16 protein-coding genes are annotated in these 18,730 nt (G+C 51.0%); 7 read left to right on the forward strand and 9 right to left on the reverse strand.

What is annotated here, in order from left to right:
- The first annotated feature begins 116 nt into the window (after nucleotides 1-116).
- The 3 genes from SPIRS_RS01315 to SPIRS_RS01325 all read left to right on the forward strand — a co-directional run bounded on the left by SPIRS_RS01315 (nucleotide 117) and on the right by SPIRS_RS01325 (nucleotide 3,046).
- On the forward strand, nucleotides 117-812 hold the full coding sequence (locus tag SPIRS_RS01315; RefSeq protein ID WP_013252880.1) for a DUF2259 domain-containing protein: 696 nt from the start codon (nucleotides 117-119) through the stop codon (nucleotides 810-812).
- Nucleotides 813-931: 119 nt separating this feature from the next.
- Entirely contained in the window at nucleotides 932-2,362 is a 1,431-nt protein-coding gene (proS, locus tag SPIRS_RS01320; protein ID WP_013252881.1) for a proline--tRNA ligase, read from the forward strand.
- 36 nt (nucleotides 2,363-2,398) lie between these two features.
- Nucleotides 2,399-3,046, forward strand: coding sequence for a hypothetical protein (locus tag SPIRS_RS01325; RefSeq protein ID WP_013252882.1), 648 nt, complete (start codon nucleotides 2,399-2,401; stop codon nucleotides 3,044-3,046).
- 24 nt (nucleotides 3,047-3,070) lie between these two features.
- Here SPIRS_RS01325 and SPIRS_RS01330 read toward each other — a convergent pair whose 3' ends face one another.
- Nucleotides 3,071-4,306, reverse strand: a complete 1,236-nt coding sequence (locus SPIRS_RS01330) for a dicarboxylate/amino acid:cation symporter (RefSeq protein WP_013252883.1) — start codon at nucleotides 4,304-4,306, stop codon at nucleotides 3,071-3,073.
- Nucleotides 4,307-4,350: 44 nt separating this feature from the next.
- Entirely contained in the window at nucleotides 4,351-5,130 is a 780-nt protein-coding gene (locus SPIRS_RS01335; RefSeq protein WP_245537662.1) for an SDR family NAD(P)-dependent oxidoreductase, read from the reverse strand.
- Between the two features lie 17 nt (nucleotides 5,131-5,147).
- On the opposite strand from SPIRS_RS01335, the gene SPIRS_RS01340 reads away from it, so the two are divergent.
- The gene (locus SPIRS_RS01340; protein ID WP_013252885.1) at nucleotides 5,148-6,806 is read left to right on the forward strand and encodes an NAD+ synthase; all 1,659 of its coding nucleotides are present in this window, start codon (nucleotides 5,148-5,150) and stop codon (nucleotides 6,804-6,806) included.
- On the opposite strand, the gene SPIRS_RS01345 is transcribed toward SPIRS_RS01340, so the two are convergent.
- The 5 genes from SPIRS_RS01345 to pth form a co-directional block, all read right to left on the reverse strand.
- A complete protein-coding gene (locus SPIRS_RS01345) occupies nucleotides 6,794-10,201 on the reverse strand; it encodes an alpha-amylase family glycosyl hydrolase (RefSeq protein ID WP_013252886.1) in 3,408 nt (1,135 codons plus the stop codon). The genes SPIRS_RS01340 and SPIRS_RS01345 overlap by 13 nt on opposite strands.
- A 25-nt stretch (nucleotides 10,202-10,226) precedes the next feature.
- Complete coding sequence (locus SPIRS_RS01350) at nucleotides 10,227-10,808, reverse strand: bifunctional nuclease family protein (RefSeq protein ID WP_013252887.1); 582 nt, start codon at nucleotides 10,806-10,808, stop codon at nucleotides 10,227-10,229.
- Nucleotides 10,809-10,878: 70 nt separating this feature from the next.
- On the reverse strand, nucleotides 10,879-11,418 hold the full coding sequence (locus tag SPIRS_RS01355) for an asparaginase domain-containing protein (RefSeq protein WP_013252888.1): 540 nt from the start codon (nucleotides 11,416-11,418) through the stop codon (nucleotides 10,879-10,881).
- 1 nt (nucleotide 11,419) lies between these two features.
- A complete protein-coding gene (buk, locus tag SPIRS_RS01360) occupies nucleotides 11,420-12,490 on the reverse strand; it encodes a butyrate kinase (RefSeq protein WP_013252889.1) in 1,071 nt (356 codons plus the stop codon).
- 68 nt (nucleotides 12,491-12,558) lie between these two features.
- Nucleotides 12,559-13,140, reverse strand: a complete 582-nt coding sequence (gene pth, locus SPIRS_RS01365; protein ID WP_013252890.1) for an aminoacyl-tRNA hydrolase — start codon at nucleotides 13,138-13,140, stop codon at nucleotides 12,559-12,561.
- 40 nt (nucleotides 13,141-13,180) lie between these two features.
- Here pth and SPIRS_RS01370 point away from each other — a divergent pair, with 40 nt between their 5' ends.
- Entirely contained in the window at nucleotides 13,181-14,368 is a 1,188-nt protein-coding gene (locus SPIRS_RS01370) for an esterase/lipase family protein (RefSeq protein ID WP_013252891.1), read from the forward strand.
- On the opposite strand, the gene SPIRS_RS01375 is transcribed toward SPIRS_RS01370, so the two are convergent.
- Nucleotides 14,365-14,979 (reverse strand): IMPACT family protein, encoded by a 615-nt coding sequence (locus SPIRS_RS01375; RefSeq protein ID WP_013252892.1) that lies wholly within the window; start codon nucleotides 14,977-14,979, stop codon nucleotides 14,365-14,367. The genes SPIRS_RS01370 and SPIRS_RS01375 overlap by 4 nt on opposite strands.
- Nucleotides 14,972-15,931, reverse strand: coding sequence for an aldo/keto reductase (locus SPIRS_RS01380; protein ID WP_013252893.1), 960 nt, complete (start codon nucleotides 15,929-15,931; stop codon nucleotides 14,972-14,974). Before SPIRS_RS01380 ends, SPIRS_RS01375 begins: the two co-directional genes overlap by 8 nt.
- A gap of 205 nt (nucleotides 15,932-16,136) precedes the next feature.
- Here SPIRS_RS01380 and SPIRS_RS01385 point away from each other — a divergent pair, with 205 nt between their 5' ends.
- Together SPIRS_RS01385 and aroF are read left to right on the forward strand one after the other, a co-directional pair.
- Entirely contained in the window at nucleotides 16,137-16,829 is a 693-nt protein-coding gene (locus SPIRS_RS01385; protein WP_013252894.1) for a transglycosylase SLT domain-containing protein, read from the forward strand.
- A 9-nt stretch (nucleotides 16,830-16,838) separates the two neighbouring features.
- Nucleotides 16,839-18,728, forward strand: a complete 1,890-nt coding sequence (gene aroF / locus SPIRS_RS01390) for a 3-deoxy-7-phosphoheptulonate synthase (RefSeq protein WP_013252895.1) — start codon at nucleotides 16,839-16,841, stop codon at nucleotides 18,726-18,728.
- The last annotated feature ends 2 nt before the right edge of the window (nucleotides 18,729-18,730 follow it).

Here is an 18,730-nt window from a genome sequence, read left to right on the forward strand (position 1 = left end):
TACAGGATAATAATTCCCATTCATAGATACCAGTTAGATTTCGATTTGCAGAGAAAAAGCTTCAGTCGTCAAGTTTCCCAGACGATACTAATACTAATAACGGGAGGATGTGTACGATGCATAAACGAGCACTGTTGGCAGCGTTCCTGCTTACCCTTGCCTGTAGCGGGGCTTTCGCCGGAGATGTTGCGGTCTTTGAAAACCTAGGCTTTTCTGATGACTCCCGATATCTTCTTTTCGGGCAGTACGGTATTCTTTCTGATGAAACCAGGGCCTATGCGGAGCTCTATGCCGTCGATGTGGCAAAAAATAGTTATCTTTCTGGTGGTGTTCTCAAAAAGGTCTATTCTGACGAAATTTTTCCGGGCCAAGATGGTTCCGGAGCCCTTTATATGGCACTTCGGGAGTTTTCTCCCATTGTTTCCAAATACAAATTCAATCATCTGGCCACCGGACGGATGGTCTATCTTTTGCTCAATGGAGCAGAGCCGCAGGATCGGCTTGAGTTTCGTGACTTTCAGCGAGGCGACAGCTTTTCTGTCGATCTTATCCAGCATCGCTATGGTGAAGGGGAAGGGACGAATCTATCCTCATCTTTCCACATCTCGGTAATGATTACCGATGCCGCGGGGAAAAGCAGGACCTATCAGGTCGGTCATCCCGATTTCAAACGGAAGGGCGTGTTGGAATATCGCATCAAAGAGGTCTTTTTCTCTCCCGACGAGAAGGGACTCGTTTTCGTCGTGGAACGGGACGAGGTCGACGGTAATGGAAACAATATTCGCTATATGGTGGAGACTCTGCGCTGGTAGAAAGGCTGCGGTCCCTGTTCGTGTGTTCATGGAGCGGGTCTTCTTGACCCGCTCTTTTTCTGTCTGTACAATATCCTTCGCAAGTCAATTTTGATCTGATCATAGGAAAAGAGGTTTCAATGGCCGAGAAAATCACCCCAAGAAGCGAAAACTATTCACAGTGGTATGTGGATATCATTCTCAATGCAAAACTTGCCGACTACTCCCCGGTAAAGGGTTCCATGGTTATCCGGCCGCATGGCTATGCCTTATGGGAAGCTATCCAGCGAAACCTTGATGATATGTTTAAGGCAACCGGGCATACGAATGCCTATTTCCCGTTGCTCATTCCCGAAAGCTTCATTAAGAAGGAAGCAGAACATGTCGAGGGCTTTAGCCCGGAACTGGCGGTAGTGACCCATGCCGGGGGAGAGGAGCTTGAAGAGCCGCTGGTCATTCGTCCTACTTCCGAGACGATTATCTGGAGCATGTATAAAAAGTGGATCCAGTCCTACAGGGATCTTCCGCTTTTGATTAATCAATGGGCTAATGTCCTGCGATGGGAAAAGCGAACACGGCTTTTTCTCAGGACCTCCGAATTCCTCTGGCAGGAGGGGCATACCGCTCATGCTACCGAAAAGGAAGCACGGGAAGAGACGCTCAGGATGTTGAACGTCTACAAGGAGTTTGCCGAAAAGTGGATGGCCATCCCGGTTCTGACCGGTGTGAAAAGCCCCAGCGAGAAGTTTGCCGGAGCCATCGACACCTATGCCATCGAAGCGATGATGCAGGACCACAAGGCCTTACAGGCAGGAACCAGTCACTTCCTCGGGCAAAATTTTGCAAAGGCCTTTGACGTTACCTTTCAGAACGATACGGGTAGTCTTGAGTATGTGTGGGCAACCAGTTGGGGAGTTTCCACACGCTTGGTCGGTGCCTTGATCATGACCCATTCCGATGACAAGGGGCTTGTCGTTCCTCCTAAACTGTCCCCTGTCGAAGCGGTTATTATTCCGATTTTCCGTAACAAAAATAAAGAAGAGGTTGTGGGGTATGCTCGCAAACTCTACGATCGCATGAAGGATGAGTTCCGGGTTAAGCTTGATGCCGATGATTCCAACAGCCCCGGATGGAAATTCGCCGAATGGGAGATGTTGGGTTGTCCCGTCCGGATAGAGCTTGGTCCGAGAGATATGGAAAACGGCAAGGCCGTACTTGTTCGCCGTGATAACGGTGAGAAGGAGATTGTCGATATCGAGGCTGTACCCGCGAGAGTAGGGGAATTGTTAGAATCGATACAGACAACTCTTTTCCAGAGGGCCCTTGAAAATAGAGAGACTCATACCTACGATGTCGATAGCTACGATCGCTTTAAGGCGATCTTCGACGGTGAGGGCGGCTTTATTCGAATGCCCTGGTGTGGAGATGCCGAGTGCGAAGCTGCGATCAAAGAGGAGACAAAGGCTACCATTAGGCTTATCCCCTTTGAACAGCCGGAGCTGAAAGGGGCTGTCTGTCCCCGTTGTGGAAAGCCTGCCGATAAAATTGCAGTCTATGCCCGCTCTTATTGAGCAAATCAGAGGGCCTCGTGTTATACTTTTGATATCATGAGGTCCACGTTTCATTTTCTTGCGCTTTTTTCTATTCTTTGCACAGTTGCCGTGTCGTCGATTTCGGCTTCTCCCCATATGGAAGGGGTCGAACTTTTCGGCGGGGGTATTTGGACCGGAAATAGTCGAAGCGATGCGGGAGCTCCCTCTCCTATCTATCCAAGCCTGACGATCGGACTGCCCCTGCGACTGGGGAATGGCCCTTTTTCATTTGTCCCTGCTCTGACCCTTTACAAGGCGTGGTATCTTTACGATGAATCCGAGGAAGCGGCGATTCCCGCAGAGCTCGAACAGCGTGATATTACCGCTGTCGAGATCATTATCGATTCATCGTTTCGATTCGATATGATAAAGCGTAAGAGCTTTGTGACCGGACCTGAGCTTTCTCTCTCTTTTGATCTTCCCGTCCCTATTGTGGTCTGGGAGAATGAGGACGAGAGCTCTTCTCTCGTTTCCGACTTGTACGACAGCGGAAAATTCTTTCTACCCGGAGTTGGCTGGCACTGGACTGTCATACTCCACGATACGCATCCCCTGCTTTTCAATCTGAAAAGTTACCTCCCCCTTCACCGTTTCTGGGATGGTGAGGACCTCCCCTTTTACGATCGCCTGAAAATTGCTCTTCGGGTCGGTTATCGTTTCTGATTACCGATCTGAGATTACCGGTGCTTAAATAAAATCTTTCAACGGCACTTCTTTCGTTCCCGATTCTCCCTTTGCAACAACGACGGTTCCAAGCCCGGCCGTGACGGTGTCGATAAGAGCGGAAAAGCTCATGAGTATGGGGAGTGCCGGAAGTAGGATAAGATATGCCTCTTCTATCCCCTTCCCGTAATGGGTGCACATCATGGCAATGACGGTTAATACCCCGGCCTGAGGGGCCGATGCAGCCAGAAAAGAGGCACCGAAGCTGAAGAAAATGATCCAAACGACTTCTGAAAACTCTATGCCGAGGCTCGAATAGGAGCTGAGGAGCACGATAAAGCTGACGGAGGAAACCATCGCGGTTCCTGCTTTCCCCAGAAGCGTGAAAAGGGGGAGGGTGACAGCCCCTACCGGACGGGGAATGCCAAGATTGGCCTTGACGTGGTTTGCCAGATTGATATAGGAAAAACGATCGCTGCCGGATAGGAAGGCGGCCAGCATCGGTGCGGTCAATCCGTAGAGAAGGCGGTAGGGATTACGTTCTCTGGTCAGCAGGAAGAGTAGCAAAGGGTAAATTCCCAAAAGAACAATGATGGTGTCAACGGTCAGAAGCAGGAAAAGTTGAGAGAAGAGGGCCAACTCTGGGGTCGAAACAATGGTGATGGTATACCCGGCTGCAAAGAAAAGCATACCGATGCTAAGAAGCTCAACAAAAAGCCGCGCAAGGTGAAAGAAAATACGGGAAAGGCTGTCGAATAACTGTACTGCCGGTCGTGTCAGGACCCGGTCGAAGGTAAAACCAAAACCGAGCAACAGACCTAATACGATGAAAGAGAGCAAATAAGGGCTTTCTCCGCCGAAAATCGAAAAAAGATTGGGTGGAAAGGCTGCTTCCAGGAGCTCCATGGCGCCGGGAAGGGAGAAGGCCTTTTCGCTTTCGATGATAACCGGAATACGGTCGGGGCTGAAAAGGAGTACCGTAGCCACTCCGACAAGGGTGAGCAGCAAGCCAGAGGCGACAATAACCAAGAGGGTCTTCAGTAGAACAGGAAAAAACCTTCGTTCGTACTGAAGTTTATATACGGCGTAGGCCATCCCGAAAAAAAGCAGGGGCAAAGAGAGATAGGTCCCTATTCTCGTAATGATCGCTATGGCCTTCGGCAGAAAAGAACTCAGAACGGCAAGAAATGGTTCAGGAAGAAAAAGAGCCGCCGCCGTACCGAGGATAATTGCAAATAAATATTTTAACCAGATTTTCATGTGAAGAGATTACCTCAAGCGTTGCTTATAGGTCAATCATGAAGCTATTTCCGCAAATTCCTGCCGAGAGCTCCCAAGACACCCTTGTCATGGAATCTATACATTTTCCCATGCTGATCTCTTGCCTTCTCGTCCAGGGTCTTCATGATGAAATCGACAAATCCCTTTGCATCTCCTGTTGATGATTCAAAGCTATTTATGTATACCTTTTCATTTTGGTAAAAGGTAAAAAGGCTTCTTGAAAGGGCCTGAAAACTGCCTGAACAGATAGCTTCCAGGGGTGGTAAAACATCTGCGCCTTCGTTATTCCTGATAAGTGAGAGCTGCCCTCTTTTTTCTTTTTGAAAATAGGCGAGCACCTCCTTTACCATAAAAAGCTGGCTTTTAATTTGCCCGTCGATGGCGGCTTCTATTGCGGCCGATGGAAGTTCATGAAGCGGCCTGTTTTCTCCGTCCACAGGGAAGATGATGATTGCCTCATCTATGCCTCCAAAGTGATTGATGCCGCCAAGTAAAACATTTTTTGCGGCCAGAGGACTTCTGCGGTTCCAGGTCCTGATGAGGAGGTTCGAATCGATCTCCGTATCATTCCGCTTTTCTTCATCCTGCTTGACCGTCGCAACGACCTGCCATCCTTGTGAAAGATAGTGTTCGACGAGAAGATTTCCCAGCTTTGTTGTTTTCCCGGTGATGAGCACCCGCTTACCCATGCTTCTATAGTAGCCGTTCGTTGTCGGCCGGGTCAAGTTGGTGCCGATCCCCAGTCCGGAACGTTGAAACAGAAAGAGACCTTGTGGTACCCTAATCCATGATTGCTGAGCCACGAGAGGAGGCGCATGAGATGAAGATAGCTCTTGGACAGATGAATGCGGTGATTGGGGATTTTTCCGGTAATCGGAAAAAGATCTTGGACTACGCCGAAAAGGCGGCCGGTCAGGGGAGCGATTTGCTGATTACCCCGGAATTGAGCCTTTGCGGATATCCTCCGATGGATCTGCTGGACTATGCCAGTTTTTCCCGGGAAAATATCCACTCTCTCCGCATCCTTCAACGTGATTTGCCCAAGGGGATCGCTGTCGCTGTCGGTTATGTTTCGGTAAACAACGAGGCGGGAAAGGGCTTGCGCAATTGTGTATCGGTGATCCGCGACGGAGAGGTTCTCTTTAGCCAGGCAAAGAGTCTGCTCCCGACCTACGATGTTTTTGATGAGGCCCGCTATTTTGAACCGGCCTCCACGCGAAAGGTTTTTCCCTTCATGGGACGTAAGATCGGTTTTGCTATTTGTGAGGATATTTGGTGGGAAACCGAGGAAGCCGCCGGTACCAGGTATCCTGTTGATCCCGTAGCCGAACTCCTTGATGCCGGTGCCGACATGATTATCTCTCCTTCGGCAAGCCCCTACTACAATGGAAAGCTTGGGGTCCGGTATCGACTTTTATCCCGGATCGGGAGCATGGGAGATGTCCCTGTTGTCTATGTAAATATGGTAGGGGGAAATGATAATCTGATTTTCGACGGTGCTTCCATGCTTGTTTCACCGGACGGCAGGCTTTGCCATATTTCTCCATCCTGGGAGGAAGATCTCAGCTTTATCGATCCCGATTCCTCGATTTCCTCTTCACTTGCTCTGCCGGAGGAGGGGATGGAAGCGGTTCGTCGTGCTCTGGTTCTTGGAATTCGGGACTACGTAGAAAAATGCGGTTTCTCCCGGGTGCATTTGGGCCTTTCCGGCGGGATAGATTCAGCCTTGGTCGCAACCCTTGCGGTGGAGGCTCTGGGGCGGGAGCAGGTAAGGGTTTTTGCCATGCCCAGCCGTTATTCGAGCGAAGGCAGCCTAAGCGATGCCCGGAAACTGGCCGATAATCTCGGCATTTCCCTGGAGACCATTCCTATCGAGCCTATGTTTGTATCTTCTCTTGATTCTCTTACGCCCCATTTTGCCGGGCGGCAGCCGGATGTCGCAGAGGAGAATGTGCAGGCGAGAATTCGCGGACTCCTGATGATGGCCTACTCCAACAAATGGGGCTCGCTCCTTTTGACCACCGGCAACAAATCGGAACTTGCCACCGGTTACTGCACATTGTACGGCGATATGTGTGGCGGCCTTTCGGTCATAGGCGATCTTTTCAAGGTGGAGGTCTTTGCCCTCTGTAAGCACATCAACGAGAGGTCGATAGAAAGGGGCGGTAATGAAATCATTCCCCAGGCAATCATCAGCAAGCCTCCCTCTGCAGAACTGCGGGAGGATCAGAAGGACGAGGATTCCCTCCCTCCTTATGAGGTACTCGACGGAATCCTATTCCACTACTTGTTGAAGAATGAGAGCGCAGATGAGATTGCCCGGGCGGGATTCGACCGCGAACAGGTGGGACAAATTCTCTCCCTTGTGGGAAAAAATGAGTACAAACGACGGCAGGCCCCGCCTGTTTTGAAGATAAGCCCCCGGGCTTTCGGCACGGGGCGCAGGATGCCTATTGCCCGTAAAATCTACGAGGCCTGATTTTCCAGCAGCTCAAAAAGCTGATCAAGGCGGTAGTCGGCTTCTTCTTCCGCCACATGCCAGCGGCGTACTATCTCATATCCCAAGGCTCTGTCGTCGGGCATTGCCAGAACGGCAAGATACCAGAAAAGCTGTTGGAGGCTCTCCCCCCCGTACCAGCGGATTCCTTCGTATTCGTTAATGCCGCAGTACCGGGCCACTTCCGGTATCGATAGTATCTGTTTGAGTCGCTCCGCAGGGGAACCTTGCAGCGTGAGCCTTGTCCAGTTTTCCAATCGCGGCAACAGGGAAATAAGGAGCCTGAGCTCTGGCAGGAACGGCTCGGCAACTCCTACCGCCAGCAGTGCTTCATCGAAGAGCTCGGGAAGAAGTAGCTCCTCAATTGCCTCGGCCGCATCGCAGAGTGCAAAGGTTCCGGCCTTTTCCGCCTTGCTGTCTAAAAGGCGCCAAAGAGGGGTTAAAAGCGCCTTTGCATAGAGTACAACGGCTGCTTCCGGTGCAATGGAAAGCCCCCGCAGTAGGTATCCCTCAGCCCCTGATGGCAGGGACGGCTCCTCTTCGGTCTTACAGGCAAGCAGAAGATCAAGCCTGATCATCTGATCCCTATATTCTTCCTCTGCCGCAGTGATAGCGTCTCCATACCCGACCTGTCTGCATCCTGCCAGGAAAGCGCGGTAGTCTTCGATCGTATCGTCAAGAAGCGTAAGCAGGCTGGAGTCTCCGCTTCGAAAGGAGTCTTCAACCTGTGCAATGCGCTCTTTTGAAAGAAGGCGTCGGAAAGGCTCTCTTACCGGTGCCGCGCGTAGCTCTTTCTCCATTCGTTCTATATCCTTTGTTCCGCTTCCACCCAGCTTTTCGCAAAGATAACGGTATATACCTAAGCTATCGTACACTTCCCGAAAGTTTAAGAAGAGCTGGCTCTGATATCCTGCGAGAATCAGGCCGAATCCCTCACCGAAGAGATTTTTATTTTCTCTGATGAACCAGAGTCCCGATCGCTGCTCCTGAAAGATGAGAAACCAGTTGTCATCGCTTGTAAAGTCGAGATTTGCGGCAAGAAAGCCTGTTACCAGCTCTCTCCTTCCGTTTTCTCGACGACGGTTAACCGGGACCGATTCCGAAAAGCTCCCAGTGCTTGATTGATAACAGTTGTTGTATGCGACAATTGCGCGTTCTTCTCCCTTTTTATTCGACCAGACAAAAACATTTTCATTGACCCGCCCCTCTGTTTCGTGGAAATCGTAAAAATTGAAGTGCTCTACTTCGGCAAAGAGGCTGCGAATTCTGGTGAGGGGAAAAATCTCCCGCTCGTGGCGTTCGATAAGCATTCTGTCCGGTTCTTCGCTGAGATATGCTTTCCGAAATTCCATGCCGTATTTTTCACGAAACCCTTCGATCTGTCCGTGCCCGAACATGGGCAGGCCCGGCATAGCGGTCATCATGGTACAGACGCCGAAATACTTGTCGCCGTCGCCGAACTGAGCGTAGGCGGTATCTTCGTCCGGATTATTCATGAAATTGACAAAACGCTTGAGAATTTCCGGATCGTACTCAAGGGTGTTTTTTATGGTTTGTCGATACTTTGCGTTTTCTTCATTTTTGAGCATGTTCATGAATGCGCTGTTATAGACTCTATGCATACCGAGGGTTCGAACGAAGTAGCCCTCCATCATCCAAAAGGCCTCGGCAAGGAGAAGAGTATCCGGCACCTCGGCCGCAACCCTGTCCACTACCTCTCTCCAAAATTCCTCGGGAATCCGTTCGTGAAATTCCGTCTCATCGATTCCGAACCGGCTGCGGCTTGGAATATCGCCGCCGTGCCCCGGTTGAGGGTACCAGAGCCGTTGAATGTGCTTCTTTGCAAGGGTCATAGCGGCGTCAAACCTGATGATGGGAAAGTTGCGAGCCACATGCAGGATGGTCTGAATCACCACCTCCCTGACATGGGGATTGAGATAATCGAGCTGTGCGGTATCGTTCCACGGCATGCTTGTTCCGTCGTTACCATGATAGATATAGCGACAGCTTCCAGAGCGTCGATCAACATACTGGAAGGTTACAGCGGCATCGCTTCTATCCCAGTAATGGTCCTCGAGGTGCACCTCGATATCGGGGTGGTCCACGACGCTTTCTCCGCTGTAGGTATAGCCCGGAAAAGGAGGGGCACTGCATTGGATGAACCACTCGGGATGTTCGAAGAGCCAGTCGGAATCGAGCCCCGTATGGTTCGGAACCATGTCGCTGGCCAAGCGAATCCCTCTTTGTCTGCATCGCTCCCGCAGATTATCCAGGGCTTCCCATCCTCCCAGCTCCTCGGCAATTTCGTATCGTTTCAGACTGTAGGCCGATGCGGCCGCTTCCTGGTTCCCGCTCCACTGTTTTATTTTCCGACTTGCATCGCTTCGTTCCCATAGCCCAATGAGCCAAAGAGCGGTGAATCCTCGCTCTGCCAGAACATCGAGCTCCTGATCGGGAATCTGGTCCAGCCTGTGAATTTCACGGTGGTAGAACCGAGAGAGCTGGTTAAGCCACACAAGCGTACTTTTTGCGATCAGAACCACTTCCGGCATCCAGTGACTATCACTTGAAAAGCGCTCATATTCTTCGCTTCCCTTTCTGAAGATGGGGATACGGCTTGGCCCTGGTCCCGGCGGGAAAAAAGGTCGTTGTTCTTCTTTTAGGTAGTCGATTCCTCGGAGGAGAAGCTCGAGAAAGGAGCCGAGAAGAGGACCCCAATGATCTCGGATGTATTCCAGCTGGGCAAGCAGATTATCCGGATAGTTTATGGCTGGGCTTCTGAGCATGTCCATGAGATGAAGATTTCCGGGACCGAAGCCCTGTAGTTTACTAAAAAAGAGGTAACAACTGGCAATGACCTCTTGATAGGAGGTGTGGCGTTCGAGATCCCTGTCGCTGAAAAGGCCGCGCATAAAACGGGCGGCTCTGTTTTGATTTGTCAGCCAGAGGAGTAGTAACTCTTCAATCTGTTCTTCTTCGGTCCTTGCCGAGTGCGAGGGTTTGAAGAATTCCGTTTCGAAAGAAGAAAGGGTCGATTCGGTTTCCTTTCTCCCGGGGCTTTGTGCAAGATGTTTCAGCAGCTGGAGAGAAACCTCTCCTCCGTTTTTTTCCGAGTAAAGCTTTATGATAATGTACTGGAAGGTCCTGATGAGTCCCAAGGCGAAGACGGAAGCAGTGGAGACTCGATGCTCGGGATATCGATCGGCCTTATTCTTCCGGTTGAGTAGCTGAGCTATCTCCTGGGCTTCTGCATAGGTGGTTCCAGGCTCTTTTTCCCTTCTTCCTTCCTTTTGTTCCGGGAAAAGGTCCGCGATTCGAAATTGCTCACGGGCCTTTACCGAGATGGGCATACCTTTCCTGTACTTTTCTACACTCATGGGAACTGCTCCTTCCTTCGGACGGTTAGCTGTTCCGGTTCTGCTCGTTGTCCAGTTCTTTCAGAAGATCTCGCAGGCGGGCAGCTTCTTCATAATTTTCACTTTCTACGGCAAGTTTCAACTCATTTTCGAGGGACTCGCGTTCATTTTCCGTTCCTGCTGTTTCCCCGCCTTCAGTGGCCTGTTCGGTAATCGATGTAATGGGAATACCAGCCTCGTCTACAACCGCTTCGCTAATGAAGATGGGACACTTTGTCCGAACGGCGATACCCAATGCATCGGAAGGCCTCACATCCAACGTTATTTCTTCCTCTTCTTCCTTTTTCAGAAGGAGTTGGGCAAAGAAGGTTCCCTCGTTGAGGTTTGTGATCTCAACCCGATCTATTTCAACCGAAAGACTTTTTAGAAGAGTAATGAATAAATCATGTGTCAATGGTCTCGGCATAGGAACGTTTCCCAGGCCGATGAGAATAGATTGAGTTTCCAATTGCCCTATAAAAATCGGAACGGCTACTTCACTTCCGAGGGGACGGACAAGAACCGCGTTTCCCTGATCGGTTCGTGCAACCGTCCAGATTTCCGCTTCAACAAGCATCGATGCCATCATGAACCCCTTTTATGAAGCATATCCGATTTAGTGTGTGAATACAACACGGAGGTTTCCTTTTTGAATAGCTTTATGCCTTTGTCTCGTTCGTCGAGATTTTCTCGATTTCCTCCTGGGTTCGAAAGGTGAGGCTCGTACGATCCTTTACCACTCCGGGAAACGGAAGAAGTCTGTTGTGCATAACTGCATAAATACCAGGACTCGCAACCTTAGCGGCAAAAAGGGCTTCGGTAATGTTCTGGAGAGCATCGGAATCCCGAAATTCATAGGGCCGCATGGCACCGGTCAGGATAATGGGGATGGTGGAATCCTGGATGTTTTGGTAAATACACTCTCCGGTTTTCGACAGGGTATCGGTCCCGTGAACGATGATGATTGCATCGGAGACCGGGAGGGCGGCGCGAACCTCCCTGAGGATTAATTCGCGGTCGGCATCCACCATCTCCAGAGAATCCTTACTCATAACGGCCACATGACGAATGAAAAGATCCGGAAGTCTAAGTGATTTCAGGATGGTGTCCAATACCGTCCGTTCGTTTCGCAGGCTACCGGCGTGTTCATCATAGGTTTTGTCGATGGTCCCGCCGGTAGTGAGAATGGTTATCTTCATGTCATTGATATTGTTGAACTTCGCTTTCTCCTGTCAAGGCTCTCAGTCCCGCATCTCTCAACGCCTCCAATTCATCTTCGCCCGGATAGATGAATATTCGTCCGAGAAAACTGATTCTTTTATGAAGTATTTCCATAAGCCATTTGTCGTTGGCAAGCCCTCCTGTGAGAACGATTCCGTCGATCCGTCCTTCCAATACCGTTGCATGAGCTCCGATCTCTTTAGCAACCTGGTAGGCAAGGGTTCGAAAAAGCAAATTCGCCTTGGCATCTCCGGCGGCCGCTCTGTTTGCTACCTCTTTCCCATTGGATGTTCCCAGGTAGGCCTGAAAACCGCCGCCGCCCTTGATCATTTTTTGAATTTCCTGTTTGGTTTTTGTTCCCGAAAAACAGAGATCCACCAGCTGCCCTACCGGAAGCCCCCCTGAGCGTTCGGTGGAGAAGGGGCCTTCACCGTTGAGAGCGTTGTTTACGTCGATAACCCGACCCTCTACATGGCTGCCGACGGAAATTCCTCCTCCTATATGGGCCACAATGAGACGGCATTCCTCGTATTTTTTTCCCATTTCGCCGGCGGCTCTCCTTGCTGTTGCTTTCTGGTTAAGTGCATGAAAGATGGACCGGCGGGGGAACTCTGGGTGACCGGAAATACGTGCTTCATCACACATTTCGTCTACCACCACGGGATCTGCTATGAAAGCGGGGGCTTTCGATTTTTTCGCCATTTCAAAGGCCATGATTCCTCCGAGATTGCATGCATGCTGGCCTGAAACTCCGATTTGTAAATCCCGCAACATAAGCTCGTTGACAGCCCAGACCCCGCCGCGGATCGGTTTGAGAAGGCCTCCCCGACCGATGACCGCATCGAACCCGGCCGGATCGATCCCTTCCTCACGAAGGACCGACAGAATCAGATTTGTACGAAATTCAAACTGATCGGTGATGGCTTCAAAAGGAGCGAGTTCTTCAGCCGTGTGCTCCATAGAGCGGGAAAACAGTGTTTTCGTTCCTTCATACACGGCGAATTTTGTTGTCGAACTACCCGGATTGATGACAAGGGTTCTTTTGTTCATTTTATTGTCCCCTATTTCATTATGGTGAACACATTATGCAGGGGAATGCTTAATGAGGCAACGATATTCTACAATAATTGTTCTTTAAAAGCCGATATGCTTGCATGCCCTTCGGTGAAGAGTTTCTCCAGGAAAGGAGCCGTCCTCTTAAGGTATTTCGGCAGTAACAGCTCTTCGTCTTCGGAAAAACGGGAGAGAACCCATGATGATACAGTGCCTCGTGGCGGTCGGCCGACCCCCAACCTGAGCCTGAGAAAATCGGAGCTGCCCGTCTGCTGGTTAATCGAGCGGAGGCCGTTGTGCCCTGCCGTTCCGCCGCCGCGTTTTAGTTCGATCGTTCCAAAGGGAAGCTCTATCTCATCGTGCACGACCAAAAGGTTGCTCCCCTCTTTTTTGGGGTCGATCTTAAAAAAGGAGCAGGCTGACGATACCGAATCTCCGCTTTTGTTCATATAGGTTTCGGGAAAAAGGAGGACTTCCCGATATGTACCCGTTTTTATGTCGGCCCACCTTCCGTGAAATTTCTTTTGAAAGCGAAGATCTACGATACTAGGAATCGCTTCTGCTGCCATCCAGGCGAGATTGTGCCTTGTTTTTGCATACATTTTGCCCGGATTTCCCAAAAACACGGTGAGATTGATTGTCGACATATCATTCTCCTATGCTATATGGTGATGAGGATAAGAGAATATGGAAATGAGAGCAAGCGGGCGTCCTATACGAAACAACTTCCCCATTGTCCTTGTGTACGGCTTCATGGGGTACGTTGAGCTTCCTTTTTCCGGCTTCCACCATTGGGGCGGAACCATAGACCTGGCCGAAGAGCTCCGAAAGGCGGGATATACGGTATACGTAGCCCCCATTGGCCCTGTATCGAGCCTCCATGATCGGGCATGTGAGTTATATTCCTTCATAAAGGGGGGAAGGGTGGACTATGGTGCTGCCCATTCCGCCGCCGCCGGCCATAATCGATGGGGCAGGAATTATCCGGGGGTTTTCCCCCAGTGGGGTGAGTTCGATCCGAATAGCGGTAGCCCCCGCAAGGTCCATCTGATCTGCCACAGCATGGGAGGACAAACCGCCCGTGTATTGGCACACCTGCTCGGCGACCGGGAGTGGATCGCTTCGGTTTTTACCATCTCCACCCCTCACGACGGAACAACTCTGACCTACCGTTACCACGATCCCGGGAGGATGATAAAGCTCTTTGCCTCTTTACTTGTCTTACAGAGTGATAAACAGGATGATCCTGTTTTTGATATGCAGTTGGAGCATTGGAAGGGGGCAACGGAACCGGGAGAGACCCTTTCCGCCTTTCTTGAGCGGGTAATCAAGGACGATGCATGGTTGGGAACAAAGGATTTTGGCTTTTACGATCTTACACCAAAGGGTGCGGCGGAAATAAACAGGGAGACTCCGGCCCTTCCTGGTATCTATTACTTTTCGCTTGCCACTAGTCGGACCCAATATGATGAAAAGCGTGATCGATGGATACCGGCACCGGGTATGCTGCTTCCTCTTCGTAGTACGGCTCGATCCATCGGCTCTTGCATCCCGGAAAGCGGAAAGGATTCCTTATGGGAAGGAACGGATGCCTCATGGCGGGAGAACGACGGATTAGTCAACACCATCAGTATGGATGGCCCATCTCTTTCTTCCTGCGATCCAATTCGACGCTGGTCCCTGGACCGAATGGAAGTTCCTGATGTGGGAGTGTGGAATTTCCTCGGTACCCTTGGTTTGGATCATTGGCAGGTCCATCTTCAATTGCCTGTTGGGAGCACCTGTCCCGAGGGCTACGATTCGCTTCTTGATTATTATATCGATATCTGTTCCTTTCTCAGGGCTCTTCCCCCCGTCCCCATCATAGGCGGCTAAGCTGAACCGCTGCTGTCCTTGTCGAGAATTTCAAGGGTTGATCTGCCTGCACTGATCTCGCTGACCACCCCCGCAGCCCAATCGGCATCCTTGCTGGCGATCTTGCCCGTGATGATAACCTGCTCCATAAAGGTCTCTTTCGGTGGCTCCAGGAGCAATGGTCCAAGCTCTTTTTTTATTGGCTCATATTGATCGTAGGAAAGAACTACTCTGAAACTGATGCTTTCAATCAAAGGCCGTGTCGGTAGGACCTTGAGCACCGCCTGAGCCGCTTCGGTGTAGGCCTTTACCAACCCTCCGGTTCCCAATTTTGTGCCTCCAAAGTAACGAACGACCATTACCAGAAGGTTGTCGATACCGCTGCCTCTGACCACCTCAAGTACGGGCCTGCCCGCAGTTCCTTTTGGTTCCCGGTCGTCACTCATACCGAAGATATCACCTCCTGAGGTGACAAAGGCATGGACGACATGATTTGCTCCTGGATGAAGCTCCCTTGTCTCTTTGATGCGCCGACGGACCTCCTCGGCACCGGAGACCCGCTGTGCCAGGGCGATGAAACGGCTTTTCTTGATCTCAATTTCGGCCTCGGCAGCTTCTTTGGGTTCAAGCATGCTTCCTCCCATGGCCGAAGATGTTGTCCTGTGCCGAAAAATCCGCAAGCTCTTCGCATGCTTTTCTAAAACGCAGAGAGATTGTTTCCAAATTTGCCTCGGTTTGCGGGGGCAGCATGAAGGATCGGGCGGCTGCGGCCTCCTCTACCTGCTTTCTGTTTCTGGCACCGACGACGACGGCCTGGAGAAAGGGCCGCGATAGACTCCAGGCCAGGGCGAGCCCGGCGGGTGGAACTCCTATGTTGTCGGCCTCATGTTCGAAGGATTCGAGAAAACGGCTCAGGGCCCCGGAAAGGATAGGATCCATCGGAAGCAGCTTGTTTCGCCTGTCATCTTTGTTGCTGTGAATCTTTTCAAAGGATCCTGCAAGGAGTCCCTGGGCAAGGGGGGCATAGGCTATAACCGGGATGTTGTGCTCTCTGCACCACGGAATGATGCCCCCTTCGGCGTGGCGCCAAAGAAGGGAGTGGCCTATCTGGCAGGCATCGATCTTTCCCACCGTCAGAACCTTATCCGCCTGCTCCACAGTGAAATTGCTTAGACCGATTCCTGCAATACTGCCTTTGCGACGTTCACTTTCAAGAGCCTCCATCATCGGCCTCGGATCCTCTCCCTCTTTAGGCCAGTGGATGTAGAGCAGATCGATGCTCTCACGAAACAGTCGTCTCCGGCTCAATGCTATTCGCTTTTCCACCGATGAAGGGGGACAGGGAAAAAGCTTTGTCGCCAGAAAAAGCTCGTCGTTCCTTTTTCTCAGACGTTGGCCGATCAATTGCTCGGCTCTGCCGTTCCCGTACACCTGCGCCGTGTCGAAATGAATGATGCCTGCCCGCAGGGCCGCATCTATTGCCTTCAGACTTTCTTTCCTCTGCTGGCCGGGCCAGTAAGGATCATCTCCGAATTGCCAGGTCCCGATTCCCAATCCTCCCGGGATCTTGCATTTTTCTCCCATTTCGCTAGTTTATCATAAAAATATGGTGTGAACAGCGCCTTTGCCCGTTGATCTTTCCTCATTCTATCGCTATAAATGGAGCCCGAAAATCCCGAACAGCACAGATTTTCCACCGCTTTTCATCAGTTTCGGGTACATATTTTTGTTACCTTTGAAGATTGATTTAAGGAGGCCCACCATCAGAACGTTTCCATTTTTTCTACTGATGGTACCGATTACCCTTACCTGTGCTCATATTGTTTCCAGAAATGAGATGCCGCCGGAGCCGGTTGCCGATCTTGTTGATGTGGAAGCTGTTTCCGGTGCTGCGGATGAGATGTCTTATTCCATAGATGTGGCGGCGGATGATGATATTGTTCTTGCACTTTACGGTAATCCGATGTTTCATCAGCAAGTGAAGGATTTCTTTACCGCAGAAACCGGTTCTCAGCGTATCGCCGATATCGTCTTACAGGAGGCTGAGGAGAACGACATTCCCCCCACCCTTGCCTTTGCCCTTGCATGGGTGGAAAGCCGCTATCGAACCGATGCCGTAAACCGTAATTCCGGTTCCGTCGACAGAGGATTATTCCAACTGAATAGTCGTAGTTTTCCCAACCTTTCCGAAGAGCAGTTTTTTGATCCGGTGACAAATGCCAAGGAAGGCTTACACTATTTACGCTACTGCCTGGATGTCGGAGAAAATCGAGTGGTCGCTCTTGCCATGTATAATGCCGGGAGAAGCAGGGTCACTGGCAAGGGAACCCCGAAGATGACCTTGGATTACATATCAAGGATCCTTGATTATCAGGAAGAACTCAATGAGCGCTTTGCACATCTCCATCTCCGGGAAAAGAGTGCCGTGAAAGAGGCGGGGAAGGTTCGTTATGTACTTGACAGAGGGAAGGGAAGTAAATAGCGTTTCTTTATGATTGTTGTACTGAAACAAAATATATCTCCCGAAAATAAAGAACATGCCCGGCAGTTTCTCTCCCGGAAAGGGTTTTCGGTGAGGGAGATCGTCGGTGAAGAGGAAACTATCCTCGGTGCTGTTGGAAAAGCTCGGATCGATCAACGTGAAGTCGAACTGCTGCCTGGGGTTGACCGGGTCATTCCGATAAGCAAACCATACAAACTTGCAAGTCGTGAGTTGAAAAAGCAGGATACCATTGTCCCGGTAGGCCGGGTCAGGATCGGCGGTAACCGTGTCGTCGTTATTGCCGGACCTTGTGCCGTGGAGTCTCGTGAACAGATTATGGAAGCCGCCCAGGCGGTCCGTGAAGGCGGGGCTGTCTTGCTTCGCGGCGGGGCATTTAAACCTCGAACCAGTCCCTACTCCTTTCAGGGCCTTGGAGAAGAGGGGTTGAAACTCCTTAAGGAAGCGGGGGAAAAGTACGACCTTCCGATCGTGACCGAGATTGTGGGAACCGACTACGCCGACCTGATGAACGATTATGTCGATGTTTTTCAGATCGGAGCCAGAAATATGCAGAATTTTGAGCTCCTGAAACGGGTTGGGTCTCTGGGAAAGCCTGTTATCCTGAAGCGGGGGCTTTCCGCTACCATTGAGGAATGGCTGATGGCGGCGGAGTACCTTATGGCTCACGGCAGCGATAATGTGATTCTATGTGAACGGGGAATCAGGACGTTTGAGACCTATACCAGAAACACCCTTGACCTCTCTGCTATTCCCGTGGTTAAGAAATTGAGCCATCTGCCGGTGCTGGTCGATCCCAGTCATGGCACGGGACTCAGGGAAAAGGTCCATCCCATGGCTCTGGCCGCAGTTGCAGCAGGGGCGGACGGCCTCATGGTCGAGGTCCATCCCCATCCTGAACAGGCCCTCTCCGACGGCCCGCAGTCCCTTCTTCCTGATCAATTTGAAAAACTGATGCGTGATCTCCAGGCCCTGAGTCCTGTCATCGAACGGGAAATAGAACGGGTTCCGGTCTCGATTGCATCGCCGACTGTTTCCGTAAACGGAAAATCTTCCGGAAAGATCGCTTTTCAGGGAATGCATGGGGCCTACAGCGAACGGGCCATTGTGCGTTATTTTGGGGAAGAGGCATCCACGCTTCCTTGCCCCTCTTTCAGATCGGTTTTCGAAACGGTTTTAAGTGGGCAGGTTCGTTTCGGTGTGGTACCGATTGAGAATAGCCTGGCCGGTACCATCTACGAAAATATCGATCTTCTGCAGCAGTATCCCGATATCACCATTGTTGGGGAACAGAAGGTCCGGATCATCCATAACCTTATTGGGCAAAAAGGAGCGGATATCGCCGAAGTTCGTAAGGTCTTTAGTCATCCCCAGGGGCTTGCCCAATGTTCGGCATTTTTTGACAGGCATCCTGAGATGGAGCGGGTTCCTTTCTATGATACCGCCGGGGCTGTGGCCACGGTTTCTCAAATGAATGATCCGCAGTGTGCGGCTATTGCAGGGGAAGAGGCAGCAAAGACCTACAACATGGAGATCCTTCAGAAGGGGATCGAGACGAATCCGAGAAACTACACCCGCTTTTTCGTTGTTACGAGGAGCGATGATCCCATTACCGCTCTCCGGGAGAGGGTAAATATGGCTGCTGTTTCTTTTGCAACCCCGGATCAGCCAGGAGCCCTCTTTGCTTGTCTCAAGGTCTTTGCCGATAATGGTCTGAACATGAAAAAACTTGAAAGCCGTCCCATCGAGGGGAAACCGTGGCAGTATCGTTTTTTTGTTGCGCTTGAGGTCACAGATGAAGAGGTTCTGAAAAAGAGCCTCACGGCGTTGGAGCCGGTAAGCGATGACCTGCGATTTCTCGGAGTGTACGAATCGAGATAGGA

The sequence above is a fragment of the Sediminispirochaeta smaragdinae DSM 11293 genome, from assembly GCF_000143985.1.
Classification (GTDB): Bacteria; Spirochaetota; Spirochaetia; order DSM-16054; family Sediminispirochaetaceae; genus Sediminispirochaeta; species Sediminispirochaeta smaragdinae.